This window comes from Saccharopolyspora tripterygii, assembly GCF_054778355.1.
The window spans coordinates 368,487-394,197 of the sequence record NZ_BAAGZP010000008.1; the positions used below are offsets into that span (position 1 = coordinate 368,487).

At 69.1% G+C, this 25,711-nt stretch carries 24 protein-coding genes and 3 tRNA genes; 15 read left to right on the forward strand and 12 right to left on the reverse strand.

Annotated features, from left to right (window positions below):
- The first annotated feature begins 114 nt into the window (after window positions 1-114).
- Window positions 115-1,266: an FAD-dependent monooxygenase gene (locus ACYVF3_RS07195; RefSeq protein ID WP_461153399.1), complete on the forward strand. Its 1,152-nt coding sequence runs from the start codon at window positions 115-117 to the stop codon at window positions 1,264-1,266.
- A 61-nt stretch (window positions 1,267-1,327) separates the two neighbouring features.
- Here ACYVF3_RS07195 and ACYVF3_RS07200 read toward each other — a convergent pair whose 3' ends face one another.
- Window positions 1,328-2,152 (reverse strand): aldo/keto reductase, encoded by an 825-nt coding sequence (locus tag ACYVF3_RS07200; protein WP_461153400.1) that lies wholly within the window; start codon window positions 2,150-2,152, stop codon window positions 1,328-1,330.
- A gap of 117 nt (window positions 2,153-2,269) precedes the next feature.
- The gene (locus tag ACYVF3_RS07205) at window positions 2,270-3,478 is read right to left on the reverse strand and encodes an MFS transporter (protein WP_461153401.1); all 1,209 of its coding nucleotides are present in this window, start codon (window positions 3,476-3,478) and stop codon (window positions 2,270-2,272) included.
- Between ACYVF3_RS07205 and ACYVF3_RS07210 the strand changes: the two genes are divergently transcribed.
- Complete coding sequence (locus tag ACYVF3_RS07210; RefSeq protein WP_461153402.1) at window positions 3,471-3,665, forward strand: hypothetical protein; 195 nt, start codon at window positions 3,471-3,473, stop codon at window positions 3,663-3,665. The two genes, ACYVF3_RS07205 and ACYVF3_RS07210, sit on opposite strands and share 8 nt — an antisense overlap.
- Before the next feature lie 45 nt (window positions 3,666-3,710).
- Here ACYVF3_RS07210 and ctaD read toward each other — a convergent pair whose 3' ends face one another.
- Together ctaD and ACYVF3_RS07220 are read right to left on the reverse strand one after the other, a co-directional pair.
- Entirely contained in the window at window positions 3,711-5,408 is a 1,698-nt protein-coding gene (ctaD, locus tag ACYVF3_RS07215; protein ID WP_461153403.1) for an aa3-type cytochrome oxidase subunit I, read from the reverse strand.
- A gap of 177 nt (window positions 5,409-5,585) precedes the next feature.
- Window positions 5,586-6,155: an SACE_7040 family transcriptional regulator gene (locus ACYVF3_RS07220; protein ID WP_461153404.1), complete on the reverse strand. Its 570-nt coding sequence runs from the start codon at window positions 6,153-6,155 to the stop codon at window positions 5,586-5,588.
- A 91-nt stretch (window positions 6,156-6,246) separates the two neighbouring features.
- Between ACYVF3_RS07220 and ACYVF3_RS07225 the strand changes: the two genes are divergently transcribed.
- Genes ACYVF3_RS07225 through ACYVF3_RS07235 form a run of 3 tightly spaced genes read left to right on the forward strand, consistent with a single transcriptional unit; the run spans window position 6,247 to window position 11,028 of the window.
- Window positions 6,247-7,860, forward strand: a complete 1,614-nt coding sequence (locus tag ACYVF3_RS07225; protein WP_461153405.1) for a carboxyl transferase domain-containing protein — start codon at window positions 6,247-6,249, stop codon at window positions 7,858-7,860.
- A gap of 8 nt (window positions 7,861-7,868) precedes the next feature.
- Window positions 7,869-9,866: an acetyl/propionyl/methylcrotonyl-CoA carboxylase subunit alpha gene (locus ACYVF3_RS07230; protein WP_461153406.1), complete on the forward strand. Its 1,998-nt coding sequence runs from the start codon at window positions 7,869-7,871 to the stop codon at window positions 9,864-9,866.
- Window positions 9,867-9,870: 4 nt separating this feature from the next.
- Window positions 9,871-11,028 carry an acyl-CoA dehydrogenase family protein gene (locus ACYVF3_RS07235; protein ID WP_461153407.1) on the forward strand — a complete coding sequence of 386 codons (1,158 nt, stop codon included), beginning with the start codon at window positions 9,871-9,873 and terminating at the stop codon, window positions 11,026-11,028.
- An 83-nt stretch (window positions 11,029-11,111) separates the two neighbouring features.
- Here the strand turns inward: ACYVF3_RS07235 and ACYVF3_RS07240 are convergent, their stop codons facing one another.
- On the reverse strand, window positions 11,112-11,570 hold the full coding sequence (locus ACYVF3_RS07240; RefSeq protein WP_461153408.1) for a hypothetical protein: 459 nt from the start codon (window positions 11,568-11,570) through the stop codon (window positions 11,112-11,114).
- A 527-nt stretch (window positions 11,571-12,097) separates the two neighbouring features.
- Here ACYVF3_RS07240 and ACYVF3_RS07245 point away from each other — a divergent pair.
- From ACYVF3_RS07245 to ACYVF3_RS07270, 6 genes are all read left to right on the forward strand, one after another.
- Window positions 12,098-12,337 (forward strand): hypothetical protein, encoded by a 240-nt coding sequence (locus ACYVF3_RS07245; RefSeq protein WP_461153409.1) that lies wholly within the window; start codon window positions 12,098-12,100, stop codon window positions 12,335-12,337.
- A 232-nt stretch (window positions 12,338-12,569) separates the two neighbouring features.
- Window positions 12,570-13,160 (forward strand): TetR family transcriptional regulator, encoded by a 591-nt coding sequence (locus ACYVF3_RS07250; protein ID WP_461153410.1) that lies wholly within the window; start codon window positions 12,570-12,572, stop codon window positions 13,158-13,160.
- Between the two features lie 312 nt (window positions 13,161-13,472).
- A tRNA-Glu gene (locus tag ACYVF3_RS07255) sits at window positions 13,473-13,545 on the forward strand.
- Window positions 13,546-13,568: 23 nt separating this feature from the next.
- Window positions 13,569-13,645, forward strand: a tRNA-Asp gene (locus ACYVF3_RS07260).
- A gap of 29 nt (window positions 13,646-13,674) precedes the next feature.
- Window positions 13,675-13,748, forward strand: a tRNA-Phe gene (locus ACYVF3_RS07265).
- A gap of 224 nt (window positions 13,749-13,972) precedes the next feature.
- Window positions 13,973-14,320 carry an iron chaperone gene (locus tag ACYVF3_RS07270; protein ID WP_461153411.1) on the forward strand — a complete coding sequence of 116 codons (348 nt, stop codon included), beginning with the start codon at window positions 13,973-13,975 and terminating at the stop codon, window positions 14,318-14,320.
- 34 nt (window positions 14,321-14,354) lie between these two features.
- On the opposite strand, the gene ACYVF3_RS07275 is transcribed toward ACYVF3_RS07270, so the two are convergent.
- On the reverse strand, window positions 14,355-15,089 hold the full coding sequence (locus tag ACYVF3_RS07275) for an SDR family oxidoreductase (RefSeq protein ID WP_461153412.1): 735 nt from the start codon (window positions 15,087-15,089) through the stop codon (window positions 14,355-14,357).
- Between the two features lie 183 nt (window positions 15,090-15,272).
- On the opposite strand from ACYVF3_RS07275, the gene ACYVF3_RS07280 reads away from it, so the two are divergent.
- A complete protein-coding gene (locus ACYVF3_RS07280; protein ID WP_461153413.1) occupies window positions 15,273-15,731 on the forward strand; it encodes a hypothetical protein in 459 nt (152 codons plus the stop codon).
- Window positions 15,732-15,792: 61 nt separating this feature from the next.
- Complete coding sequence (locus ACYVF3_RS07285) at window positions 15,793-16,320, forward strand: AAA family ATPase (protein ID WP_461153414.1); 528 nt, start codon at window positions 15,793-15,795, stop codon at window positions 16,318-16,320.
- Between the two features lie 50 nt (window positions 16,321-16,370).
- Here ACYVF3_RS07285 and ACYVF3_RS07290 read toward each other — a convergent pair whose 3' ends face one another.
- Entirely contained in the window at window positions 16,371-17,015 is a 645-nt protein-coding gene (locus tag ACYVF3_RS07290; RefSeq protein ID WP_461153415.1) for an esterase/lipase family protein, read from the reverse strand.
- A gap of 356 nt (window positions 17,016-17,371) precedes the next feature.
- Here ACYVF3_RS07290 and ACYVF3_RS07295 point away from each other — a divergent pair, with 356 nt between their 5' ends.
- Window positions 17,372-18,871 carry a substrate-binding domain-containing protein gene (locus tag ACYVF3_RS07295; protein ID WP_461153416.1) on the forward strand — a complete coding sequence of 500 codons (1,500 nt, stop codon included), beginning with the start codon at window positions 17,372-17,374 and terminating at the stop codon, window positions 18,869-18,871.
- A 210-nt stretch (window positions 18,872-19,081) separates the two neighbouring features.
- Here the strand turns inward: ACYVF3_RS07295 and ACYVF3_RS07300 are convergent, their stop codons facing one another.
- The 5 genes from ACYVF3_RS07300 to yczE all read right to left on the reverse strand — a co-directional run bounded on the left by ACYVF3_RS07300 (window position 19,082) and on the right by yczE (window position 23,845).
- Complete coding sequence (locus ACYVF3_RS07300) at window positions 19,082-21,433, reverse strand: ATP-binding cassette domain-containing protein (RefSeq protein ID WP_461153824.1); 2,352 nt, start codon at window positions 21,431-21,433, stop codon at window positions 19,082-19,084.
- 11 nt (window positions 21,434-21,444) lie between these two features.
- On the reverse strand, window positions 21,445-21,855 hold the full coding sequence (locus ACYVF3_RS07305) for a VOC family protein (protein ID WP_461153417.1): 411 nt from the start codon (window positions 21,853-21,855) through the stop codon (window positions 21,445-21,447).
- Between the two features lie 10 nt (window positions 21,856-21,865).
- Window positions 21,866-22,306 carry a helix-turn-helix transcriptional regulator gene (locus tag ACYVF3_RS07310; RefSeq protein ID WP_461153418.1) on the reverse strand — a complete coding sequence of 147 codons (441 nt, stop codon included), beginning with the start codon at window positions 22,304-22,306 and terminating at the stop codon, window positions 21,866-21,868.
- A gap of 64 nt (window positions 22,307-22,370) precedes the next feature.
- Window positions 22,371-22,958, reverse strand: coding sequence for a TIGR03086 family metal-binding protein (locus ACYVF3_RS07315; RefSeq protein WP_461153419.1), 588 nt, complete (start codon window positions 22,956-22,958; stop codon window positions 22,371-22,373).
- Window positions 22,959-23,197: 239 nt separating this feature from the next.
- Window positions 23,198-23,845 (reverse strand): membrane protein YczE, encoded by a 648-nt coding sequence (yczE, locus tag ACYVF3_RS07320; protein WP_461153420.1) that lies wholly within the window; start codon window positions 23,843-23,845, stop codon window positions 23,198-23,200.
- Window positions 23,846-23,908: 63 nt separating this feature from the next.
- Here yczE and yczR point away from each other — a divergent pair, with 63 nt between their 5' ends.
- The gene (yczR, locus tag ACYVF3_RS07325; RefSeq protein ID WP_461153421.1) at window positions 23,909-25,354 is read left to right on the forward strand and encodes a MocR-like transcription factor YczR; all 1,446 of its coding nucleotides are present in this window, start codon (window positions 23,909-23,911) and stop codon (window positions 25,352-25,354) included.
- Window positions 25,355-25,711 lie beyond the last annotated feature (357 nt).

Genomic DNA, 25,711 nt, shown 5'->3' on the forward strand with positions numbered 1-25,711 from the left:
CCCGATCAAGCGCGGCACGCTCGTGCACGCCGTGTGACCAAGGACAATTCGGTACATACGGTCGGGTGGATAAAATTGTGGCGGCAGCTACGTCGGGGAAGACGGATGGAGACGATGCGAGTTCTCGTGATCGGAGCCGGAGTCGGGGGACTCGCAATCGCCAACGGATTGCTCGGCAAAGGCCATGACGTGCAAGTTTACGAGCACCACGACGCCTTGAGGACGTCTGGTGCCGGTATCACGGTGTGGAGCAACGGCACCGCGGCGCTGCGCGAGCTGGGGGTGGACATCACCGACCGCGGGCACCAGCTGCACAGCCTCCGGTCACTCGCCGAATCCGGTCGGTTGCTCTGGGAAGCCGATCTGGACGAGGTCACCGAGCGGCTCGGTTCGCCGACGGTCCAGATCGCGCGCCGCGAGCTGATCGCCGAGATGGCCGCCGCGCTGCCTCCGGGCGCGCTGCAGTTCGGCCGTCGCTGCGTCTCCGTCACCGAGCACCCCGATCACGTCCGCGTCGAGTTCTCCGACGGGTCCAGCGCGGTCGGCGACGTGCTCATCGGTGCCGACGGGCAGCGCTCGGTGGTGCGCCAGCAGGTCCTGGGCGGCGATCCGGCCAAGCCCACCGGCTGGGCCAGCTGGCAGGGCCTGACCAGCAGCGACCTGGCGGTCGCCGGGGGCAGGCAGACGCTCAACATCGCGGGCCGCAACGCCCACTGCGGACTCATCCCGACTGGTGACGGGCTGCTGCACTGGTGGTTCGACATGCCGTGGAAAGAAGGCGACCAGGTCCACACCGTCGCGGACCTCCGCGAGCTGTTCCGCGGCTGGCCGGGGCCGGTCGAGGCGCTGCTCGCGTCGGTCACCGACGAGGACCTCGGCTTCTTCCCGCACATCCGGCACAAGGTCCCGCACATCTGGGGCGGGCCGCGCAGCACCCTGCTCGGCGACGCCGTGCACGCCATGCCGCCCGCGGTCGCCCAGGCCGCCAACCAGACGCTGGAAGACGCCTGGCTGCTCACCCAGTGCTTGGCCGACGCCGAGGGTTCGCCCGCCGAACGGCTGCGCGCCTACGAGTACGAACGCCGTCCCAGGGTCCTGAAGGTCTCCCGAACGGCGGCGCTGACCTCCGCCCAGCGCAGGACCCCGATCCAGCGCATCGCCCGCTTCCCGGGATGGCTGGCCACCCGCAGCCAGGTCGCCTCGCTGCGCTCCGGCAGCAACGTCCTGCGCTCCCTGTCGCCCAAGCCCCACCTCCGCGTCGCCTGAGCTCCAGGAGCGGAGAATCCCCCCGGCCGGATGGCTCGGGGGGATTCTCGGCGAGAACGGCTCACATCTCGTCCGGGTCGGGGCCGACCCGCACGCCCGTTTCGAGGGCGGTGATGGACTTGATGTCGTCCTGGGCGAGCTCGAAGTCGAAGACCTCGATGTTCTCCTTGATGCGCGAGGGCGTGACCGACTTCGGGATGGTCACGTTGCCCAGCTCGATGTGCCAGCGCAGCACGATCTGCGCCGGGGTCTTGCCGTACTTCTCCGCCAGGTTGGCGACGGTGGCGCTGTCCAGCAGGCCGTTGTTGCGGCCCAGCGGGCTCCACGCCTCGGTGGCGATGCCGTGCTCGGCGTGGAAGGCGCGAAGGTCGGCCTGCGGCAGGTTCGGGTGCAGCTCGATCTGGTTGAGCGCCGGCACGATGTCGGTCTCCTCGAAGAGGCGACGCAGGTGCGGGATCTGGAAGTTCGACACGCCGATCGCCTTGGCGCGACCGCTGTTGTAGATCTTCTCGAACGCCTTCCAGGTGTCGACGTAGGCGTCCTGGCTCGGGACCGGCCAGTGGATCAGGTAGAGGTCCACGTAGTCCAGGCCCAGCCGGGACAGGCTGTCGTCGAAGGCCTTCATCGTGCTGTCGTAACCCTGGTCGTCGTTCCACAGCTTGGTGGTGACGAACAGGTCCTCGCGCTTGACGCCCGAGTCGGCGATGGCCTTGCCCACGCCTTCTTCGTTGCCGTACACCTTCGCGGTGTCGATGCTGCGGTACCCGGCGTCGAGCGCTGCCCGGACCGGAGCGATGACCTCGTCGGCCGGAACCAGGAAGACGCCGTAGCCCAGCTGCGGCATCGAAGCACCGGTGTTCAGCGTGACGTTCGGAACCTGAGTCATGTGGGTGTTTCCTCCACCGATTTCGGGATTGGTCTGGCCCAACGGCCCCCGTCCGGCTGGAACCGATTCAGGGCCCCTTGCATTCCAGAGCACTCGTGTGGCCTGAGCAACCGCAGATCAGGCGGTCAACTCGGATTCGGTCGCCTGCGACGCCTGGTGCGAGGCGACGAGGCCGTTGCGCTGCGGGCGGCGGTCCAGCACGCCCGACAGGACCGCGAAGCCCAGGCCGACCAGCGCCAGCAGCGCCCCGACCCAGCTCGGCGACACCAGTCCGAACCCGGCCGCGATCACCACACCGCCCAGGTAGGCGCCCAGCGAGTTGGCGATGTTGAAGGTCGACTGGATGCTGGCCGAACCCAGCGCGGGTGCTTCCTTGGCGTGGTCCAGGATGCGTGCCTGGATGCTCGGGATCGCGGTGAAACCGGTCGCGCCGATCAGGAAGACCATGATCGGAGCCATGATGGGGCTCTGCGCGGTGAGCGCGAACGCCGCCAGCGACACGGCCAGCGAGGTGAGCCCCGCGCACAGCGTCTTCAGCGGAGCGCGGTCGGCCAGCCGGCCGCCGAGCGCGGTGCCGACGGTCATGCCGACGCCGAACACGGCCAGCAGCGGTGTGACGGTCGTGGCGCTGAAGCCGGTCACGTCGGTCAGCACCGGCTTGATGTAGCTGTAGAAGGAGAAGGTGGCGGCGAAGCCGAACACGACGACGGCGAACGCGATCCACACCTGCGGGCGGCGGAACGCCCGCAGCTCGCCGCGCAGGCTGACCTCGGTGGGCTTGGGCTGCCTGGGCACCAGCAGCGCCACGGCCGCCAGCGCGATCAGGCCGATCACGGCGACCAGGCCGAAGGCCCACCGCCAGCCGAGCGTGTTGCCGAGCTGCGTGCCGATCGGCACACCGACGATGTTGGCGACGGTCAGACCGATGAACATCATCGAGATGGCCTGCCCGCGCCGGTCGGCGGCCACCAGACCGGCGGCGACGACCGCGCCGATGCCGAAGAAGGCGCCGTGCGGCAGACCGGAGATGAACCGCGCGACCAGCAGCGTCTCGTGGTTCACCGCGAACGCGGAGAACAGGTTGCCCGCCGTGAACAGCACCAGCATGTTCAGCAGCATCGTCTTGCGGCGGGAGCGCAGCCCGATCATGGTCAGCACGGGCGCGCCGATCACGACGCCCAGCGCGTACAGCGAGATGTAGCCACCCGCATCGGGGATCGACACCTGCAGGTCGGTGGCCACTTCAGGCAGCAGCCCCATCATCACGAACTCGGTCGTTCCGATCCCGAATGCGGCGATGGCCAGAGCCAACAGGGCAATGGGCAAGGAAGTCTCCCGTGAGGTGAAGGTGGTGGTCTCTTCTCTTCCGCGCGCTGCACTGCACGGCGTTCTCCAGGCGATCATCGCCTTGCTGATGCGCGGTCTGCGGAAACGATTCAGGAAGGCGCCGACGATGGCGCTCCGCACACGTTCAACAGTAGTCGGGCGCGCGCTCTTCCTTGTTCGACTATGAACCGCGCCACTGCTCCGCCGCCCGTTCGGCCCAGCGCACGCTCGCTCAGCGCGGTCGTCGCTTCAGCACGTGGGCCTCGGACTCCAGCCGGTCGGACATGTGCGGGTAGTGGAGTTCGAACGCCGGGCGGGTGGAGCGGATGCGGGGCAGCTCGGTGAAGTTGTGGCGCGGAGGCGGGCAGGACGTCGCCCACTCCAGGGAGTTGCCGTGGCCCCAGGGGTCGTCCACGTCGACCGGCGTGCCGAACCGGTAGCTGATGAGCACGTTGTAGAGGAACGGCAGCATCGAGCCGCCGAGCACGATCGCCCCGGCGGTGGAGGCGAGGTTCAGCGTCGTGAAGCCGTCGGTGACCAGGTAGTCGGCGTAGCGGCGCGGCATGCCCTCGTCGCCGAGCCAGTGCTGCACCAGGAATGTCAGGTGGAACCCGATGAAGGTGAGCCAGAAGTGCACCTTGCCCAGCCGATCGTCCATCATCCGGCCGGTCATCTTCGGGAACCAGTAGTAGACGCCGGCGAACACCGCGAACACGATCGTCCCGAACAGGACGTAGTGGAAGTGCGCCACCACGAAGTAGGTGTCGGTGACGTGGAAGTTCAGCGGCGGTGAGGCCAGCAGGACCCCGGTCAGCCCGCCGAGCAGGAAGGTCGCCAGGAACCCGATGGAGAACAGCATGGGGGACTCGAACGTCAGGTGCCCGTGCCACATCGTGCCGACCCAGTTGAAGAACTTGATGCCGGTCGGTATCGCGATCAGGAAGGTCGCGAAGGAGAAGAACGGCAGCAGCACGGCACCGGTCGCGAACATGTGGTGCGCCCACACCACCGCCGACAGGCCCATGATCACCATCGTCGCCAGCACGAGCCCGGTGTAGCCGAACAGCGGTTTGCGGCTGAACACCGGCAGGATCTCGGTGACGATCCCGAAGAACGGCAGCGCCACGATGTAGACCTCGGGATGGCCGAAGAACCAGAAGAGGTGCTGGTAGAGGATCGCTCCGCCGTTGGCGGGGTCGAACACGTGGCCGCCGAGGTGCCGGTCGACCAGCAGTCCGAACAGCGCCGCCGTCAGGATCGGGAACGCCATCAGCACCAGGATGCTGGTCGCCAGGATGTTCCAGGTGAAGATCGGCATCCGCCACATCGTCATCCCCGGGCAGCGCAGGCAGACGACCGTGGTGATCATGTTGACCGCGCCCAGGATGGTGCCCAGCCCGCTGACGATCAGCCCGGCCGCCCACAGGTCGCCGCCCGGCCCGACGGTGAACACGCTGCGCGACAGCGGCGCGTAGGCGGTCCAGCCGAAGTCCGCCGCGCCCCCCGGCATCAGGAGTCCGCTGATCACGATCAGCCCGCCGAACAGGAACAGCCAGTAGGAGAAGGCGTTGAGGCGGGGGAACGCCACGTCCGGCGCGCCGATCTGCAGCGGCAGGATCACGTTGGCGAAGCCGAACACGATCGGTGTCGCGAACAGCAGCAGCATGATCGTGCCGTGCATGGTGAACAGCTGGTTGTACTGCTCCTGGGACAGGAATTGCATCCCGGGCACGGCCAGCTCGCCCCTGATCAGCAAGGCCATCGCGCCGCCGGTGATGAAGAAGGCGAACGAGGTGATCAGGTAGAGGATCCCGATGTCCTTGGGATCCGTGGTGCGCAGCCACGGGACGAGTCGCGCGCCCTTGCGGGGGCGGCGTCCGGTCGACCTCTGGTCGGGTACGGCGCTCGGTGGGATGTCGGTGGTGGCCATTTCCCCTCCGGCTGGGCGGGCGGCCTGTCCGGCCTGGTCCCAGTCTTGACCCGGCACCACAACCCCGCAATCGCCGCGCCCGCCCCCACCGGCAGGTCCCGGTTTTAGTCCAAACCGAGCCATGATCATGTCCGAAATGTCGGCTCAGTTCGGACTAAAACTGGGAGGTGGTGAGGCTCAGATGCCGGCGACCGCTCCGTGGGCCATGGTGCGCAGGAGGCGGGACATCGCCGAGGTGTCCAGGTGGGCGCTGAACGGCGTCGAGTTGATCAGGCCGAACACCGCGTGGACCGCCGCGCGGGCGCGAGGCCGGTCGAGCTCCGGGCGGGCGCGGCGCAGCACCTCGACCCACACTTCGACGTAGTGGCGCTGGGACTCCCTGACCCTGCGGCGATCGCGGTCGGAGAGGCTGTCGAGGTCGCGCATGTGCACGGTGATCAGGGCCGGGTTGTGCAGCGCGAACTCGACGTGCCAGCGCACCAGCTTGTCGAGGGCGTCCTGCGGGTCGGTCGCGGCGTCGACGCGGTGCTTGCCGCCGAACAGCAGCCGGTCGCTGATGCCGGTCAGCAGCTCCGCCAGCATCGCGTCCTTGCTGCGGAAGTGCCGGTAGAGCGCGGGGCCGGAGATGCCCACGGCGGCGCCGATGTCGTCGATGCCGACGCCGTGGAAGCCCGCCCGCGCGAACTTCTCCGCGGCCGCGGTCAGGATCTGCTCGCGCCGGCTCGGCTTCGCCGCATCGGTGGACATGCCCCCGAATGCTAGACGAAGAAGTTAGCCATCGTTAACATGGCGTCGAGTTAACGATGACTAACACGAGCCACTGCGGAAGGTGTGCCCCATGGATGCGCCCGTTCTGCGCACTTCGGTGGACCCGGACTCGCCGGAGTTCGCGCACAACGCCGAGCAGCACGCCAAGCTCGTCGACGACCTCAACGCGCAGCTCGACAGGGCCCGTCTCGGCGGGCCCGAGAAGGCGCGCGCCCGGCACGTCGAGCGCGGCAAGCTGCTTCCCCGCGACAGGGTCGACGCGCTGCTGGACAGGGGGTCGCCGTTCCTGGAGCTCTCGCCGATGGCCGGCCACGGCCTCTACGACGACGAGGCCCCGTCGGCGGGCATCATCACCGGGGTCGGGCGCGTGTCCGGCCGCGAGTGCGTGGTGGTGGCCAACGACGCGACCGTCAAGGGCGGCACCTACTACCCGGTCACGGTCAAGAAGCACCTGCGCGCGCAGGAAGTCGCGCTGCACAACAACCTGCCGTGCCTGTACCTGGTCGACTCGGGTGGTGCTTTCCTGCCCAGGCAGGACGAGGTCTTCCCGGACCGCGAGCACTTCGGCCGGATCTTCTACAACCAGGCCACCATGTCCGCGCGCGGCATCCCGCAGATCGCGGCCGTCCTCGGGTCCTGCACGGCGGGCGGGGCGTACGTGCCCGCGATGAGCGACGAGGCGGTCATCGTGCGCGAGCAGGGCACGATCTTCCTCGGCGGTCCTCCGCTGGTGAAGGCGGCCACGGGCGCCGAGGTGACGGCCGAGGAGCTGGGCGGCGGCGAGCTGCACTCGCGCACCTCGGGCGTCACCGACCACCTGGCGGCCGACGACGCCGACGCGCTGCGCATCGTCCGCAACATCGTGAGCACGCTGGGCCCGCGCGAGCCGTTGCCGTGGGAGGCCGCGCCCAGCGAGGAGCCCGCGGTCGACCCGGGCGAGCTCTACGGCGCCGTCCCCACCGACTCGCGCACCCCCTACGACGTGCGCGAGGTGATCGCGCGGATCGTCGACGGCAGCCGGTTCCAGGAGTTCAAGCACGACTACGGCCAGACGCTGGTCACCGGGTTCGCCCGCATCCACGGTCAGCCGGTCGGGATCGTCGCCAACAACGGGATCCTGTTCAGCGAGTCGGCGCAGAAGGGCGCGCACTTCATCGAGCTGTGCGACAAGCGCTCCATCCCGCTGGTGTTCCTGCAGAACATCTCGGGGTTCATGGTCGGCAAGGAGTACGAGGCCGGCGGCATCGCCAAGCACGGCGCGAAGATGGTCACCGCCGTCGCCTGCGCCCGGGTCCCCAAGTTCACCGTGGTCATCGGCGGATCGTTCGGCGCGGGCAACTACTCGATGTGCGGCCGCGCGTACTCGCCCCGGTTCATGTGGATGTGGCCCAACGCCCGCATCTCGGTGATGGGCGGCGAGCAGGCGGCATCGGTGCTGGCCACCGTCCGGCGCGACCAGAAGGACGCGCGCGGCGAGGAGTGGCCGGTCGAGGACGAGGACGCCTTCAAGCAGCCGATCCGCGACCAGTACGAGCACCAAGGCCACCCGTACTACGCGACGGCGCGGCTCTGGGACGACGGCGTGATCGACCCCGCGCAGACCCGGGACGTGCTGGGTCTGGCCATCTCCGCGGCGGGCAACGCGCCGCTGGAACCCATCTCCTACGGCGTTTTCCGGATGTGACAGTGAGCATGTTCGACACAGTGCTGGTAGCCAACCGCGGGGAGATCGCGGTACGTGTCATCCGCACCCTGCGTGAGCTGGGCATCCGCTCGGTCGCGGTGTTCAGCGACGCCGACCGCGAGGCCCCGCACGTCGCCGAGGCCGACACGTCCGTCCACATCGGACCTGCGCTGGCCTCCGAGAGCTACCTCAACGGCAAGCGGATCCTCGACGCGGCCCGGGAGACCGGGGCGCAGGCGATCCACCCCGGGTACGGGTTCCTCGCCGAGAACGCGGACTTCGCGCGGGCCTGCGAGCAGGCCGGCGTGGTGTTCATCGGCCCGCCCGCCGGCGCGATCGAGTCGATGGGCGACAAGATCCGCGCCAAGCGGACGGTCTCGGGCGCGGGAGTTCCCGTGGTCCCGGGGCGCAGCGAGCCCGGCATGACCGACGCCGACCTGCACCGGGCCGCGGTGGACGTCGGATTCCCCGTCCTGCTCAAGCCCTCGGCGGGCGGCGGTGGCAAGGGAATGCGGTTGGTGCACGTCGAGTCCGAGCTCGACGACCAGATCGCCTCCGCGCGCCGCGAGGCCGGTGCGGCCTTCGGTGACGACACGCTGTTCGTGGAGCGGTTCGTCTCGCGCCCCCGGCACATCGAGGTCCAGGTCCTCGCCGACTCGCACGGCAACGTCGTGCACCTCGGGGAGCGCGAGTGCAGCCTGCAGCGGCGGCACCAGAAGATCATCGAAGAGGCGCCGTCCCCGCTGCTCGACGCCGGAACCCGCGCACGGATCGGCGCTTCGGCCGCCGACGCAGCCCGCGCGGTCGGCTACGCGGGTGCCGGGACGGTGGAGTTCATCGTCTCCTCCGACCGGCCGGACGAGTTCTTCTTCATGGAGATGAACACCCGGCTGCAGGTCGAGCACCCGGTGACCGAGCTGGTCACGGCGGTGCGCGGCGAGCGCGGGGTCGACCTGGTCGAGCAGCAGGTCCGCGTCGCCTCCGGTGAGCACCTGGACTGGGCCCAGCAGGACCTGACCATCGAGGGCCACGCCGCCGAGGCCCGTGTCTACGCCGAGGACCCGGCCCGCGGTTTCCTGCCCACCGGCGGGAAGCTCCTCGCGGTCCACGAACCGACCGGCCCGGGGATCCGGGTCGACTCCGGGGTCCGGCAGGGCGGCAGCGTCGGTTCCGACTACGACCCGATGCTCGCCAAGGTGATCGCCTGGGCGCCCGGTCGCGAGGACGCGCTGCGCCGCCTGGACAAGGCCCTCGCCGACACCACCGTCCTCGGCCTCAACACCAACGTCGCCTTCCTGCGCGGCTTGCTGCAGCACCCGGACGTCCTCGCCGGCAAGCTCGACACGGGTCTGGTCGAACGCGACCTCGACGTCCTGGTCGAAGCCGAGGTGCCCGAGCACGCCTACGTCGCCGCGGCGCTGGAACGGCTCATCGCCGCTCAGCCGCGCAGCGGTTCCGACCTCTGGGGAGTCCCCAGCGGCTGGCGGCTCGGACGCCCGGCCTGGAGCACCTGGCGCTTCACCGGCGACCTCAAGGTCCACCTCCGGGGTGCGCCGGACCGCGCCGAGGTGGTGGTCGAGACCGGGACGACGACCGAGTCGGCCGAGGCCGCGGCCCGCGCGGACGGCGACCAGCTCACCGTCACCTACCGGGGGCGGACCCGCCGCTACCGGTGCGCGCACGTCGACGGCACCACCTGGCTGGCCGCCGACGGGCAGGCGTGGGCGCTCACCGAGCACCGCTTGCTGGCCGAGCGCGGCGACGCGGCCGGCCGCTCCGACGGCGTCGTCACCGCCCCGATGCCCGGGACGGTGCTGGTCGCCGACGTCACCCAAGGCCAGCAGGTGCGCAGCGGGCAACGCCTCTTCGTCGTCGAGGCGATGAAGATGGAGCACACCGTGACCGCCCAGATCGACGGAACCGTCACCGAAGTTCACGCGAGGAGAGGGCAGTCGGTCGGGCTGGACCAGCCGCTCGCCGTCCTCACCGCAGAAGGGGAGGCATGACGCGATGGTGGATCACCGTCTCAGCGAGGAGCACGAAGCGCTGCGGGAGAGCGTGCAGGAGTTCGCGCGCAAGGAAGTGGCTCCCGTGATCGCGGACTACTACGAGCGGGAGGAGTTCCCGTACCCGCTGGTCCGCAAGATGGGCGAGATGGGGCTGTTCGGCCTGCCCGTCCCCGAGGAGCACGGCGGCATGGGCGGCGACTACTTCGCGTTGTGCCTGGCTCTGGAGGAGCTGGGCCGCGTCGACCAGTCGGTGGCGATCACCCTCGAAGCCGGGGTGTCGCTGGGCATCATGCCGCTGCTGCGCTTCGGCTCGGACGAGCAGAAGCGGACCTGGCTGCCCAAGCTCGCCTCCGGTGAGGTGCTGGGCGCGTTCGGCCTCACCGAGCCGGACGGAGGTTCCGACGCGGGCGCCACGCGCACCACGGCCGTCCTCGACGGCGACGAGTGGGTGATCAACGGCTCGAAGGCCTTCATCACCAACTCCGGCACCGACATGACCGGGTTCGTCACCGTCACCGCGGTCACCGGCGAGCGCCCGGACGGGCGCAAGGAGATCTCGGCGATCCAGGTGCCCTCCGGCACGCCCGGGTTCAGCGTGGCCAAGAAGTACTCGAAGGTCGGCTGGAACGCCTCCGACACGCACGCCCTGTCCTTCGACGACTGCCGGGTCCCGGCGTCCAACCTCGTCGGCGAACGGGGCCGCGGGTACGCGCAGTTCCTGGCCACGCTCACCGAGGGCCGGGTGGCCATCGCCGCTCTCGGCGTCGGCACGGCTCAGGGCTGCGTCGACGAGTGCCTGCGCTACCTCGGTGAGCGCGAGGCGTTCGGGCACAAGATCGGCGAGTACCAGGCGATGCAGTTCAAGGTCGCCCAGATGGAGCTGCGGGCGCACACGGCCCGGCTGGCCTACTACGACGCGGCCGCGCGGATGCTGCGCGGCGAGCCGTACAAGAAGCAGGCCGCGATCGCCAAGCTGGCGTCCTCGAACGCGGCGATGGACAACTCCCGCGACGCCACGCAGATCTTCGGCGGCTACGGCTTCATGAACGAGACGCTCGTGGGCCGCTTCTACCGGGATTCGAAGATCCTCGAGATCGGCGAGGGGACCAGCGAGGTCCAGCTCATGCTCATCGCCAGGGAGCTCGGCCTCCCGGCCTGAGAGGTGGGGCGTTCAGCCCCGCGGAAAGCAAGAGGTCGTGGTCGCGAATCGGGTTCGCGGCCACGACCTCGTTCTCTTCGACGTCACATGGGTCGATAGCGATCGACCGGGACGGTCATCTCTTCGGTCTGCTCGACGTCGGGGATCCCGCCGGCGAGTCGTTCGGGCATCGGGTCGGGGGCGTTGTCGGGGTATGAGCCGTCCTGACCGGGCCAGGCGGGCGCCTGAGCCATCGGCTGCTGCGCCTGCGGCTGGGCCGCGTGTTCCTGTTCGGCGATCTCGAGGTGCTGCATCACCCAGTCGCGCGCGAGCGCGGCCGGGGACGTGCCCTGCTTGAAGGCGAGCTCGCGGAGACGCTCGTTGGCCAGCAGCGGCAGGCGCAGCTGGTACACCTGAGCGGCACCGAAGCGACGCCCTGATCCGGTGGATTCGAGGTTTTCCTCCGGGTCCAGCGCAGCCAGGTACGACTCGAATTCGGGGTCCGGTTCGGCTTCCTCGGCAGTCTTGCGCTGCCGATTCGCCTTGGTTCGTCCTAGAGCCACGCGGACACGATAACGGTTGTGTTGCGGCATGCCTATCGCGGCGACCGAGCGGCTCGCTTCGCGCGCGGGCGCGCGGGGCGCCCACCAGCGGGCGTCCGGGCAGGGCGGGCGAATGGCGAAAACCCGCCCTGACGTGGAAGGCCCCCGCGCCAGGGGGAGGAGCACGGGGGCCGAAGGGGATCTCCACACGTGCTGACAGGGGGTGTGTCAGCGCGGCTGATTGTGGCATGCGCCTCCCTCTCGTGGGGAGCTTTGCGGCCACGATTCGTGCATCCGGCAGCCCTCGTGACGTCCGGTCGGGGGCGTCGGCCGCCGCTACGAGCCGTGAGCTCCTCAAGATCCGGAATGCGCGCGCTGTCCGTTTCGTTGTCCGGGGTGGACGCAGGGTGTGACGCAGGCAATATCCGAAGTGGATCGACGCACGCACGTGGTTACTCTCAGTGCGCTCCGAATCACTCTCTGGGGGGCTGCGGCTGTTGACAACCTGTGGATAACCTGCGGCCGGAACCCGAGGCCTGGGAGGCGTCATGTACGGGTCGCTGGACGTACGAAAGTTCTTGTGGCAGCAGGACGACGGGCAGTCGCGCCAGACGGGCGCGGTGCCCGGGCAGCGCGTCGGCGAGCCCTCGCGCATCTCGGAGGAGCAGGTCCACCGAGCCAGGATCGCCGTCGCTCGCAGTGCGGAGAGCGCGGAGGACTGCAGACTGCTGCTGGACATGCTGGGCCTGGTTCCCGACGAGGACGGGCAACCGCCGGTGGCTCGCTGACCTGGTCCGCACCGCTGGTCGGGCCGGGCGTGGCCCGGTCGCGAGGTGCGTGGGGTTCGCAGCCGAACTCACCGTCGGCATGCGTTCTCCGAACGTGTGACAACCAGGTGTTCCACTGGGCGAAAGGCTTGGTTCCGGGGTAACTTCCGGTGGCATATTTGATCATCCGTTCGGGCGGGGCGTCGCCCGCACGTGCGGATCACGCATTGCCATCGGGGGCCGGAGTCGAGCAATGGCACAGCAACACCGGGCGCAGCTCACGCGTCACTCGATCATGGTCGCCGCGGCAGCGGAGATCGACGAGGTCGGGTACGAGGCCGCCAGGTTGAGCGCGATCTTGCGTCGCTGTGGAATCACCAAGGGTGCGTTCTACTTCCACTTCAGCGGCAAGCAGGAGGTCGCGCACGCTCTCGTCGAGCGCTATCGCGAGAATCTCGACGAGCTGAGCAGCCGCTGGTACCAGCGCGCGCACAACCCGATGGCGACGATGGTCGGACTCACCTGCGATGCGGCTCGTCGGCTGGAGGACGACGTGCTGCTGCGCGCCGGCTTGTTCCTCGCCTGCAACCACGTCGGCACCGACACCGACGGCTGGGAGTTCCTGTTCGACGACCTGGTCCGCCGCGCAGCGGACCGGGGCCTGCTGCGCCCGGGCTTGGATCCGGGCGCGGTGGCCCGCGTCTGCTACGCGATGGTCGTCGGGACGAACCTGCTGGTGGGCGGCGATCTTCAGCGGCTGGTCGCCCGCTTGGAGGAGGCGTGGCAGGTCCTGCTGCCGGGCCTCATGGTCGGCGGAGCGCGGGAAGCCGCCGCGGCCGGATGATCATGAGTTGTGGATCACACAATCCCGCGAAGGTCCGTTCCGGCCGCATCCGTGCCCGGCGGAGCCCGATCGCCGGGCCGGACAGCGCCCAGGAGAGTTCCCGTCGGGCATGGCGAACAACCAGGTCAGGCCACTAGTATCAACCTCGGGCGCGGGACGCTGGGGCGGTCCGCGATGGCGCTGCGCGGCTAAAGGGACCCCCCGTTTGGGAGGCCCGGAACGTGTGTCGTAAGCTTTCATCACTGCCAACGGGGCGCCCCGAAAGGGAAAGCCGGTTGGAGGCGAAGGCCGGACCGGTTTCGGATCGGTCAAGCCCCCATCGTCTAGCGGCCTAGGACGCCGCCCTTTCAAGGCGGTAGCGCGGGTTCGAATCCCGTTGGGGGTACGAACAACTGAAGATTGAAGCATGGCCCAGTGGCGCAGTTGGTTAGCGCGCCGCCCTGTCACGGCGGAGGTCGCGGGTTCGAGTCCCGTCTGGGTCGCCAAGGCGAACGGCATCAAGCCGGACGCTATCGGCCAGGTAGCTCAGTTGGTACGAGCGTCCGCCTGAAAAGCGGAAGGTCGGCGGTTCGACCCCGCCCCTGGCCACCGCTCATAGCTGCGAAAAAGCCCCTCCGGATCCCGGAGGGGCTTTTTTGGTCTCAGTTGTGGTCTCAGTTCTCTGCGTGGATGCGTCCGCTGCACGGCCACATCCGGCGACTGGTCTTGCGTCTTCCCGCGATCCTGGCCGGACGCGGTGCTACCTGCTTGGGCTGAGCAGCAGCTAGAGGCATATTTGAGCACCAACCTGCCGTGCGAGAGGAACGTGCACGATGTCTGACCATGACGCGTACATCGCCGGGGCTGCCGAGGGGCTCAGGCCACTTCTGGAGCAGGTGCGGACGCAGCTTTCCGCTTCCCTTCCGGATGCGGATGAAGTGGTGAAGTACAACATGCCCGGGTTTCAGGTGGGCAGCTCGATCGTCGCCGGGTACGGGGCGTTCAGCCGACAGTGCGGCCTCTACCTGTCGCCCGGTGCGATCACGGGGCTCGCCGACGACATCGCTGCCGCCGGGCTCAAGGCGAGCAAGACCGGCGTCACCTTCTCGGCGCGCAAGCCCATCCCCGACGATCTCGTCCGACGGCTGGCCCAGGCATCTCGGACGGACCTCGGAGTGTGAGTGCGGAGTCGGGGTCATCCGCGCCCGTCGGCTGCTAGGGGCCGGTGAGGTGTTGGGTGAAGGTGCGGTGGCCTTGGGCGTAGTTGCCTCGGGGGAGGAGGCAGCCTGCGGTCAGCTGCTTGCCGACCTCGCCCGGGATGGTGATTGGGAGGACGAGTCGGCGTGGGCCTCTGGTCTTGGCGATGCGGCGGGCCATGTCGGTCATCTGGAGTTGTTCGGGGCCGGCGAGGTCGGGGGCGAGGCCGGCGGGTTCTGCGGTGGCGCAGCGGGTCAGGGCTTCGGCGACCTCGTCGGCGGCGATCGGTTGCGAGAGCATCCGCGGGATGACGGCTACCGGTGACTTCGTCGCGAGCAGCGGTTCGGGGAACTCGAAGAACTGGGTGGCGCGGAGGATCGTCCACGGCACGCCGCCGGTCGAGACGAGTCCTTCCTGGGCGCGCTTGCCGAAGTAGTAGCCGAAGTCGACCTCGTCGCAGCCGACGATCGACAGCGTCACGAGATGTTCCACGCCTGCTCGTCGTGCCGCTGCCACCAGGTTCTCCGTTGCGCGGGAGAAGAAGTCGATCGACACCTTCTTCCTGGTGGTGACCACGTTGGTGGCGTCGATCACGGCCTGGCAGCCGCGCAGCGCTCCGCCCAGGCCTTCTCCGGTGATGAGGTTCGTCCCGCGAGATCGAGCGATGATGACCGGTTCGTGTCCGGCGGCGCGCACCAACGCTTCGGTCTTGGTTCCCACGAGGCCGGTGCCCCCGGCGATCGCGATCTTCATGGTGTTGTCCGCTCCTCCCCGGCCGGTGCTGTCCGGCCTCGCGGTGAAGACGACACAGCCCGCCCTCGGTGTGACGAGAAGTGACCCACGTCGCGCTGGCGCCGGGGGTGTCACGGACTTCGTCCCCGTCTCGTCCTAGGTGCGCGGCGGGCGGTTCGCCCGCGCCGACGACAGGAGGAGCTCGTGGTCACCTCACGTGAATCCCGGAAGAATCCCCGATCGCGGAAGGTCGCGCTCGACCGCGCGTGCCTGGCGTTCCTGACCCTCGCGGCCGTGTTCACCGGTGCATGGGCGTACTTCGCGCCCACGTTCTTCTACGACGCCTTCCCCGGGTTCGGCCTGACCTGGTTACCGCAGCTGGGCCCCTTCAACGAGCACTTCGTGAAGGACGTCGGTGCGATGTTCCTGGCGTTGGCCGCGCTCAGCGCGCTGACCCTCCGGCACGTGCGCGACGGCCGGTCGGCCCAGGTCGCCGGGGTCGTGTGGTTGGTGTTCAACGTGTTGCACTTCAGCTACCACGTGACGATGCTGCACATGTACGAGCCGCTGGACCAGGTGCTCAACGTGATCGTGCTCGGGATTCTGATCGTCGTGTCGATCCCGCTGGTGGTGCAACCCCGGCACGCACTCCCCGAGACCTGACCTCCCCCCGGTCCCCCGAGCGGCGCCCCCGGAATCATGCCTTTCGTGGAAGGAGACACGTGTGCCCCGCTACGTCCTCACCGGCGCACCCGGTGCCGGGAAGACCGCGATCCTGCGGCAGCTGGAGATCGAAGGTCACGTCGTCGTCGAAGAGGCCGCGACCGATGTCATCGCGCTCGCGCAGGCCAGGGGTGTTGAAAAGCCCTGGGAAGACAGTAGGTTCATCGACGAGGTGATCACGTTGCAGCGGCGGAGGGAAAGCGCCGTCCGCGCGGCGACGGCCTTCTTCGACCGCTCCCCGGTGTGCACCCTCGCGCTGAGCCGCTACCTGGGGTTCTCGCCCACCCCGCTGCTCACCGACGCGATCGAGCGCGTCGTGGCCGCGAAAACCTACTCCGCGACGGTATTCTTCGTGCGCAGCCAGGGTTTCGTCGAACCCACGGCCGCCCGGCAGATCAGCCACGAGGACTCGCTCGCCTTCGAGCAGCTGCACGAGAAGACCTACCGCGAACTCGGTTTCCGGCTCGTCGAGGTGCCCGCGGCGCGGCTCGACGAGCGGGTGGCCCTGGTCCGGCAGAACCTCGTCTGACCCCGGTGCGGGACGAGAACTCCCGTCCCGCACCGGTTCTCAGGCGATCGTCATGCGACGAAGGCGCGCACGTCCTGGGACACGCCGTCATCGGTGAGGAAACCGAGGTGCGTGATGCACCCGGTCTGGGTGTTGCGCGCACCCGAGACGACGGTGCTGTCAGCGGGGTTGATGATCCCGTCGCAGGTCGACCACCAGGTTCCGTAGTTGGTGGTGCCCGGCGATTCGTCCCCGTCGTTGAGCGTGGTGAGGAATTCCGAGCCCGCGCGCATGTCGGCGCACGACGCGTCGAAGCAGGAATCCGCGCTCGTGGTCCCGTGGTTCGGGCCGGCGAGCGAAACCCAGTCGTCGACCTTGTCGGTTCCGCCCAGGAACTTGAGGTACCAGCGGCTGTTGAGCCCGCCCATCGAGTGCGTGACGATGTCGACCTTGGACGCGCCCGTCTTGGCGAGCACGTCGTCGACCACCGCCGAAAGCTCTTCTGCTGTGGTCTTGTTCGACTGAGCGGAGTTGTAGTTCCAGGCGGTGAGCTCGCTGTCGGTGTAGCCGTCGGCCTTGAAGTCGCCGACCAGATCGTTCCAGTTCGACGCGCTGCCGCTCCACCCGTGGACGAAGATCACCGGGTCGTGGGCGGCTGCTGTTGCGGGTGCTGCGGTGAGGGGCAGAGCGGTTGCTGCCGCCAAGGCGGCGGTCACGAACAGACGTTTTCCACGCATGGGCGCCCTTTCGTCAGAAGGCAACTTTGCCAGCGGAAGTACCAACGGTCGGCCCAGCGCGGAGGTGCGCGTGCACGGCGCCCTTCACCCCAATGGCCGCCAGGCGCGTGACGTGGATCCGCTTGCGAGCAACGACATCAGCGCTGGTCAGGAGGATGGGAGTCGCGCTCCTGCTTGATGTGCAGGTCGGGCGTTCCGGGAGATGCAGATGAGGAAGGACCGCCACCGGATCGGTGGCGCGGGCGTGAACTGGCCGTGAACAGCGGACTTCGGGCGGCTTGTGGCACGAGGGGCGCTCATACGCTGGGGCGAACGAGAGCCGCATGGGAGAAGGCATGGCGAACGTGTGGACCGGTCTGATCGGTATCTTCGCCGAACTCGGCACTCCGGGGTGGATCGCGTTCGCCGCGCTGCTCATGCTCGCCGCACCGCTGGCCGACCGCCTGGTGATCAGGCGCAAGCGCATCGACTACCGGGTTCTGTACAACTCGAAGATCGGACTCGACCCGCTGCCCCAGCACGACGAGGACGACGGGCCCTCCACGGGCGCCGATCCCAGGCTCCGGCACCTCACGACCATGGCGGGCCGGATGAGCGTGGTCATCGTCCGCATCCGCAACGTGGGCAGCTACGACATCGAGAAGAAGGACTTCGACACCCCGATCTCGTTCACCTTCGGCAAGCGCGTCGTGTGGGACGCGCGAATCTCCGAGGCCAGCACGCCGGAACTGCGCGCGGCGTGCCGCGAGAACATGGCGTTCTTCACCGAGGAATCCGCTCCGCGGCACCGCACCCCGAACGGGGAAGCCGGCGACCTGGGCGTCGTGCGCAAGTGGCTCTGGAGCCGCATGTTCACCACGATCGAAGCCGGTCGGACCGAGCTCGGCCCGCAGTGGCACGGTGTGCGGCTGGGACGCTTGGCGCTGAAGCGCAACGAGAAGTTCAAGCTCGTCGTGGTGCTCCAAGAACCGGACGACAACACCGATCACGAGATCACCAAGACCGTCGACGTCGACGGCCAGATCGAGAACGGTTGGATCCGGGACGAGAAGAAGAAGCCACGCCTGACCCTGTCCGGGCTGGCGGTGGGCGTGAGCGTCCTGCTCTCGGGTGCGCTGGTCGCCACGTCGATCTCCTCCGTCGTCTCCGCGGAACCGGACCACTGCGCGCCGGGCTCGATCCAGATCGCCGGGTCCAGCGCCTTCATGCCGGTGGTCGACCGCGTCGCCCAGCAGTACGAGAGGGGCTGCCGGAGCGCGGGGATCAGCACCTCGGACGCGGGCAGCATCGACGGCCTGGAACTGCTCGGACGGGAAGCCGGGTCACCCGTGGTCGGGGTCTTCTCGGACGCCCCCGCCGAGAACGAGGACTTCAACCAGACCCCGATCGCGGTCGTCACCTTCGCCACCGTGGTCAACCGGCAGACCGACGTCCCGGGGTTGACCTCGGACCAGCTCCGCGACATCTACACGGGAGCGGTGACCGATTGGGGCGAGGTCGGCGGACGACCGGGCCCGATCAAGATCGTCGACCGGAACGAGCTGTCCGGCACCCGGAAGGTCTTCGAGAAGGAGATCGTCAAGGGCACGATCGCGCCACCGGATCAGCCGTGCGACAGCCGGAACCTCGCACCGGACTCCCCGGCCGTGCACTGCTGGTCGTCCAACACCGCGGCTGTCCTCAACAGGGTCGAGACCACGCCCGGTGCGATCGGGTTCGCCGACGCGCACGCGGCCCGGGTCACCGCCGGAGCCCACGGGCTCGACGTCATCCCCATCGACGGCAAGGACCCCGGGGAAGACGGCTACCCGTTCTGGGCGGTCGAGTACCTCTAAACCAGGAAGTCGGAGCAGGGGAACTCGCTGCTGACCAAGTTCCGGGAGTACATCACCAGCGGCCAGGCCGGCGGGATCCTGACCGACTCCGGGAGCAAGCCGTGCGGCAACCCGGGCCAGGACCAGTGCCCGACCGACTAGGGGTTGTTGATGCATGTTGGGTGGGTGGGGAAGTTTTCATGAAAACTTCCCCACCCACCCACACACCGGTCAGCCTCGGACGTAGTCCGCGAGGTGCCGTGCTGTGAGCGTCTTTCCGGACTCGACCAGTTCGGCCGGTGTTCCTTCGAAGACGACCGCGCCGCCGTCGTGGCCGGCGCCGGGACCGAGGTCGATGATCCAGTCCGCGTGGGCCATGACCGCTTGGTGGTGCTCGATGACGATCACGGACTTGCCGGAGTCCACCAGCCGGTCCAGCAGGCCCAGGAGCTGCTCCACGTCCGCCAGGTGCAGACCGGTGGTCGGCTCGTCGAGCACGTAGACGCCGCCCTTGTCGCCCATGTGCGTGGCGAGCTTCAGCCGTTGCCGCTCACCGCCGGACAGCGTGGTCAGCGGCTGGCCGAGACGCAGGTAGCCGAGCCCGACCTGGTCCATGCGCTCCAGGATCTTGTGCGCGGCGGGCGTGCGGGCGTCACCTGAGCCGAAGAACTCCTCGGCCTGGGCCACGGACATGTCCAGCACCTCGCTGATGTCGCGCCCGCCGAAGCGGTACTCCAGCACCGAGGCGCTGAACCGCTTGCCCTCGCACTCCTCGCAGGTGGTGGCGACGGTGTCCATGATCCCCAGGTCGGTGTAGACGACCCCGGCGCCGTTGCAGGTGGGGCAGGCACCCTCCGAATTCGCGCTGAACAGGGCAGGTTTCACGGCGTTGGCCTTGGCGAACGCCTTGCGGATCGGGTCGAGCAGACCGGTGTAGGTCGCGGGGTTGCTGCGCCGCGAGCCGCGGATGCCGGTCTGGTCGATCGACACCACCTCCTCGCCGGGCGGGAGCGACCCGTGGATCAGCGAGCTCTTGCCGGACCCCGCGACACCGGTGATCACGCACAGCACGCCGAGCGGGACGTCGACGTCCACGTCGCGCAGGTTGTTCTCGGTCGCACCGCGGATCTCCAGCGCGCCGGTGGCCGCGCGGACCTCCGGCTTCAGCGAAGCCCGGTCGTCGAAGTGCTTGCCGGTCACGGTGTCGCTGGTGCGCAGGGCCGCCACGTCGCCCTCGAAGCACACCGCGCCGCCGTCGGTTCCGGCTCCCGGCCCCAGGTCCACGACGTGATCGGCGATCGCGATGGTCTCCGGCTTGTGCTCGACGACCAGCACCGTGTTGCCCTTGTCGCGCAGCCGCAGCAGCAGGTCGTTCATCCGCTGGATGTCGTGCGGGTGCAGCCCGATGGTCGGCTCGTCGAAGACGTAGGTGACGTCGGTCAGCGACGACCCGAGGTGCCGGATCATCTTCGTGCGCTGGGCCTCACCGCCCGAGAGCGTTCCCGCAGGACGGTCCAGCGAGAGGTAGCCGAGCCCGATCTCGACGAACGAGTCCAAGGTGTGCCGGAGCTTGGCGAGCAGCGGCTTCGCCGACGGCTCGTCCAGCCCGCTGACCCACTCGGCCAGATCGCTGATCTGCATGCTGCAGGCGTCGGCGATGTTGATGCCCGCGATCTTCGAGGACCGGGCGCCCTCGTTGAGCCGCGTGCCGTCGCACTCCGGGCAGGTGGCGAAGGTGATCGCGCGGTCCACGAACGCGCGGATGTGCGGCTGCATCCCCTCGCGGTCCTTGGACAGCATCGACTTCTGGATCCTCGGGATCAGGCCCTCGTAGGTGACGTTGACGCCCTCGACCTTGATCCGCGTGGCCTCCTTGTGGAGCAGGTCGTGCAGCTCCTTCTTGGTGTAGGAGCGGATCGGCTTGTCCGGGTCGAGGAAACCCGAGCCCATGTAGATGCGGCCGTACCAGCCGTCCATGGTGTAGCCGGGGATCGTCAGCGCGCCTTCGCGCAGCGACTTCGAGTCGTCGTAGAGCTGCGTCAGGTCGAAGTCGGACACGGCGCCGCGACCGTCGCACCTCGGGCACATGCCGCCGGTGACGCTGAACTCGCGGCGCTCCTTCACCTTCGTCCCGCCGCGCTCGGTCGTGATCGCACCCGCGCCGCTGATCGAGGCGACGTTGAAGGAGAAGGCCTGCTGCGAGCCGATGTGCGGTTGACCGAGCCTGCTGAACAGGATCCGCAGCATCGCGTTGGCGTCGGTCGCGGTGCCGACCGTGGAGCGCGGGTCCGCGCCCATCCGCTCCTGGTCGACGATGATCGCGGTGGTCAGCCCGTCGAGGACGTCGACGTCGGGCCGGGCCAGCGTCGGCATGAATCCCTGCAGGAAGGCGCTGTAGGTCTCGTTGATCATCCGCTGCGATTCGGACGCGATCGTGCCGAAGACCAGCGAGCTCTTGCCCGATCCCGAGACGCCGGTGAACACGGTCAACCGGCGCTTGGGGATCTCGACGCTCACGTCCTGGAGGTTGTTGACCCGCGCACCGTGGATCCGGATCAGGTCGTGGCTGTCGGCGACGTGCATCGGGGCTCCGTTCACTGCGCTTCCTGGATTCTGATCATGTTCCCGGCGGGATCGCGGACGGCGCAGTCGCGGATCCCGTAGGGCTGGTCGGTCGGTTCCTGGACGATCTCGACGTCGCCGGCCTGCAGCACGTCGAACGTGGCCGTGAGATCGGGCGTGGCCAGCAGGATCCCAGCGTAGGTCCCCTTGGCCATCATCTCGCCGATCATCTGCCTCTCGTCCTCGGTGATGCCCGGGTCGATCGCCGGCGGGTGCAGCACGATCGAGGTGCCGGGCTGCCCGGGCGGGCCGACGGTCAGCCAGCGCAGCCCGTTGTAGCCGACGTCCTTGCGGAGTTCGAAGCCGAGCAGGTCGCGGTAGAAGGCGAGGGCGGCCTCCGGGTCGTCCTGCGGGAGGAAGCTCGCGTTGATGCTGATGTCCATGGCCATCACGCTAGGAGCTGCTCGCGCCGGGTGCTTCTCGATTCCTGACCGGTCTGGTGACCTGCTTGGCCAGGCACGGAGCGAGCGCCACCGTCCCGGCGGCTTCCCGGCGGTACGCGCTCGGCGACACGCCGACGAGTTCGGTGAACCGGGTGCTGAACGTGCCCAGCGACGAGCAGCCCACCTCGAAGCAGACCTCGGTGACGCTCAGGTCGCCGCGCCGGAGCAGCGCCATCGCGCGCTCGATCCGACGCGTCATCAGGTAGGCGTAGACGGACTCGCCGTAGGCGGCCCGGAACCGCCTGCTGAGGTGACCTGCGGACATGTTCACCCCGCGGGCCAGCGCCTCGACGTCCAGCGGCTGCGCGTGCTCGCGGTCGATCCGGTCCCGGACCCGCCGCAGCAACGCCAGGTCCCGCAACCGCGCCGCACCGCCCGATGACCTGCTCACCTGCGAAATCCTGCCACGCCACCCCGACGGTCGCGCCCGGTTCAGCCCTGATCGCCGGTTGTGATCACGGCTGGCGCCCGGTGAAGGCCAGCAGCGCTTCGAAGGGGGTCGCGTTCGGCGGTTCCGGCTCGGCCGGGCCGAACATGCCCTCGGAACGCAGCTGCTCCTCGCCGGCCTGGGCCTGGAATCGCATCACGGCGTCGGCCAGGTCGTCGCCGGGCGCGTAGGGCGCACCGACGGCGCGAGCCAGGTCCCAGCCGTGGAGCAGGGATTCGGACAACGCGATGTTCGCGATGACCCAGCCCGGCGTCGGGCCGAACGCGAAGTCGTGCTGCTGGTCGAGCACGCCGGTGCGGCTGAAGACCGCGAGGTCGAACCGCGCGGCATCGTCGAACTCTCCCGCCACCCCGGCTCCGGTCGGACGAGGTTCGTCGGTCGGCAGCTCCGGGGCCTGCCCGTCGGCGGCCTGACCGAAGTAGACCAGTCCGCCGACGAGATGCCCGGCGATCTGACCCGTGCTCCACGCCTCGCACGGGCTCGGAGCACCCCACTGGTGCTCCGGCACCGCTTCCAGCACCGAGGCCGTGGCGTCGAAGCCGCGCTCCAGCAACCCGATCAACTCGGGCCCCATCAACGGTTCTCGCGCGCTCATCTCCGCTCCTCCCAGGACGGCTGGAGAGGTAGACCGGCAGCGCCCCGGGAACTCATCGCGGTTGTTGTCGGTGTTCCGGGATAGCTTCAGGGCAACCGTCCACGATCAACCGGACCCGGACGTAAGACACCCCCGCGCTCAACCGGCCTGGGGGTTACCGGGAGTGCGGGGGTGTCAAGGTCCACCCCTGGGGGTCAGGTGGACGGCGTCAATGCTACTGCGTGGTATCCGAGATGTCTCTAGGGGCAGAGATCTTTTTTCACTCGCACGGCGGTGAACCGCAGGCCTCCTTGTGTGAGTGGGCCGATCGCCACGGCGTAGAGGACGGTCCCCAGGCCCGCGGTGCCGCCGAGCGACCAGCCCACCGCCAGGACGCAGACCTCGATGGACGTCCGCACCAGACGCACCGAGCCGCCGGTGCGCGCGTGCAGTCCGGTCATCAACCCGTCGCGCGGTCCCGGGCCGAGGCGGGCGCCGACGTAGATCGCGGTCGCCAGCGCGTTGAGCACGACCCCGGCGACCAGCAGCGGAACCCGCAGAGCCAGACCCTCCACCGGGGACAGCAGGGCGAGGGTCGCGTCGACGGCGATCCCGATGAGCGCCACGTTGGCGACGGTGCCCACGCCCGGAGGCTGGCGCAGCGGCAGCCAGGCGAGCAGCAGCGCGACGCCGACCAGCGCGTTCGCCACCCCCATGCTCACCCCGAACCGCTCGGAGATGCCCTGGTCGAGCACGCTCCACGGCGACAGGCCGAGATCGGCGCGCACCATCAGCGCCAGGCTCGCGCCGTAGAGCAGGAGACCGCCGACGAGCTGCGGGAAACGAGCCAGCGGGCGGACGCGCATCGACAGCGGTGAGAGATCCACGTGGACCGGTGCTGAGGCCATGACACCTTCCTACCGTCATATTGGACTTCATCTCGATATCCAATTACGCTAATGTGGACTCCCATGTTGCCGACGCCCGGCGCCCACATCCACGCGCACAAGCTCGTCGACCTGCTCGGAGCGTGGCGCGGCGGGTCTCGGCCCTCTTCGCAGCTGCTGGCCGAGAGCGTGCGTCAGCTGGTGCTCGACGGACGACTCCCACCCGGAACCAGGCTGCCCGCGGAGCGAGAGCTCGCCGCCGCACTCGACGTGAGCCGGACCCTGGTCGCGCGGGCTCTGGAGAGGTTGCGCGAGGACGACTTCGCGGCCAGCCGTCGAGGAGCCGGGTCGTGGGTGACGCTGCCGGACTCGCGGCGGGACAACGAGATGCACGGCGGGTGGTTCCCGTCCGGCGACCCGGCGGTGATCAACCTCGCCCAGGCCACGCCCGCGGCCCCGCCCGAGCTGCGCGCGGCCGTCGAGCGCGCGCAGGTGCGGCTCGTCGAGCAGCTCGGCGATCACGGCTACCAGCCGCACGGGCTCCCCTCGCTGCGCGCTCGCATCGCCGAGCGCTACACCGCGCGAGGCGTGCCCACCAACCCCGAGCAGATCCTGGTCACCAACGGTGCGCAGCACGCGTTCGCCCTGGTCCTGCGCACTCTGGTCGCTCCCGGCGAGCGGGTGCTCGTCGAGCACCCCACCTACCCCAACGCCCTCGAAGCGCTGCGCGGCCACGGCGTGATGCCGGTCGCCGTGCCGATGACCGGCGAGGGCTGGGACCTGGAGCTGCTCACCGCGACGCTGCGCCAGACCTCACCGCGGCTCGCCTACCTGATCCCCGACTTTCACAACCCCACCGGCGTGCGGCTCGACGCCGAGGGCCGGTCGCGGCTGGCGACCGCGCTGGCCCGCAACTGCACCAACGCGGTCATCGACGAGACGCTGATCGACATCGACCTCACCGGCCAGGAGCCACCGCCGCCGATGGCGAGCTTCACCGAACGCGCCATCACGATCGGTTCGGCGGGCAAGTCGTTCTGGGGCGGACTGCGTCTCGGCTGGGTCCGGGCGAGCGAGGAGTTCGTGCAGCGGCTGATCCTCGGGCGCGCGGCCACGGACCTGGGAACACCGGTGCTCGAACAGCTGCTGCTCGCCGAACTGCTCGACGACGCCGAACCGCTGCTCGCCCGGAGACGGGCGGAAACCCGGGAACGGCTAAACGTCCTGGCCGCGGCGTTGCGGGAGCACCTGCCGGAGTGGCGCTTCCGGATGCCCGACGGCGGGCTGTCGCTGTGGTGCGACGTCGGCGCCCCCATCGCCAGCAGGCTGGCCGTCGCGGCCGAGTCGCACGCGGTTCGGCTGGCGCCGGGCGCGCGCTTCTCGGTCAACGGCTCCCTCGAACGCTGGATCCGGGTCCCCTACACACTGCCGGGAGAGCGGCTGGTCGACGCCATCCAGCGGCTGGCTGCGGCAGCGGGTTCGGTGCGGCCTGGGCCGGCACCGAACCCGCTCACCATTCCGATCGCCTGAAGCTCACACCCCTCGTAGAGAACTTCAGGCCCGCGCCAGGTGGGATCCGTGCGAGATCCCGTGCGGATGCCGCACGGATGTCCACCCAGGAGAAGTTGCCGGCCGTCCGTCGGCACGGCCCCTCGACGTGCCGACGGACGGTTCGACTCAAAGGGCGCCACCCCGGTGCCGCAGGGGCAATTGCGGCACCGGGGCCAGGGCCCAGTCCCGAGAACCAGCAGGTCAGAAACGCTTGATCAGCGATTGTTCACAGCGACGCTGCCGGTCGGGCTGGTGGCGCCCCGGTCCGATCCGGTCGGGCGCAGACGTCCGGATCGGAGTTCATCGGGTGTGTTGGCACAAGCGTCGCCGCAGAAG

Coding starts and splice junctions, on each gene's coding strand:
- ACYVF3_RS07315 (WP_461153419.1), bottom strand. CDS start 22,958: ATGAGCGCGCGAGAACCGTTGATGGGGCCCGAGTTGATCGGGTTGCTG.
- ACYVF3_RS07210 (WP_461153402.1), top strand. CDS start 3,471: ATGGGCAAGGAAGTCTCCCGTGAGGTGAAGGTGGTGGTCTCTTCTCTT.
- ACYVF3_RS07220 (WP_461153404.1), bottom strand. CDS start 6,155: ATGTCCACCGATGCGGCGAAGCCGAGCCGGCGCGAGCAGATCCTGACC.
- ACYVF3_RS07275 (WP_461153412.1), bottom strand. CDS start 15,089: ATGAAGATCGCGATCGCCGGGGGCACCGGCCTCGTGGGAACCAAGACC.
- ACYVF3_RS07300 (WP_461153824.1), bottom strand. CDS start 21,433: ATGCACGTCGCCGACAGCCACGACCTGATCCGGATCCACGGTGCGCGG.
- ACYVF3_RS07245 (WP_461153409.1), top strand. CDS start 12,098: ATGTACGGGTCGCTGGACGTACGAAAGTTCTTGTGGCAGCAGGACGAC.
- ACYVF3_RS07230 (WP_461153406.1), top strand. CDS start 7,869: ATGTTCGACACAGTGCTGGTAGCCAACCGCGGGGAGATCGCGGTACGT.
- ACYVF3_RS07270 (WP_461153411.1), top strand. CDS start 13,973: ATGTCTGACCATGACGCGTACATCGCCGGGGCTGCCGAGGGGCTCAGG.
- ctaD (WP_461153403.1), bottom strand. CDS start 5,408: ATGGCCACCACCGACATCCCACCGAGCGCCGTACCCGACCAGAGGTCG.
- ACYVF3_RS07235 (WP_461153407.1), top strand. CDS start 9,871: ATGGTGGATCACCGTCTCAGCGAGGAGCACGAAGCGCTGCGGGAGAGC.
- ACYVF3_RS07250 (WP_461153410.1), top strand. CDS start 12,570: ATGGCACAGCAACACCGGGCGCAGCTCACGCGTCACTCGATCATGGTC.
- ACYVF3_RS07225 (WP_461153405.1), top strand. CDS start 6,247: ATGGATGCGCCCGTTCTGCGCACTTCGGTGGACCCGGACTCGCCGGAG.
- ACYVF3_RS07305 (WP_461153417.1), bottom strand. CDS start 21,855: ATGGACATCAGCATCAACGCGAGCTTCCTCCCGCAGGACGACCCGGAG.
- yczE (WP_461153420.1), bottom strand. CDS start 23,845: ATGGCCTCAGCACCGGTCCACGTGGATCTCTCACCGCTGTCGATGCGC.
- ACYVF3_RS07195 (WP_461153399.1), top strand. CDS start 115: ATGCGAGTTCTCGTGATCGGAGCCGGAGTCGGGGGACTCGCAATCGCC.
- ACYVF3_RS07295 (WP_461153416.1), top strand. CDS start 17,372: ATGGCGAACGTGTGGACCGGTCTGATCGGTATCTTCGCCGAACTCGGC.
- ACYVF3_RS07200 (WP_461153400.1), bottom strand. CDS start 2,152: ATGACTCAGGTTCCGAACGTCACGCTGAACACCGGTGCTTCGATGCCG.
- yczR (WP_461153421.1), top strand. CDS start 23,909: ATGTTGCCGACGCCCGGCGCCCACATCCACGCGCACAAGCTCGTCGAC.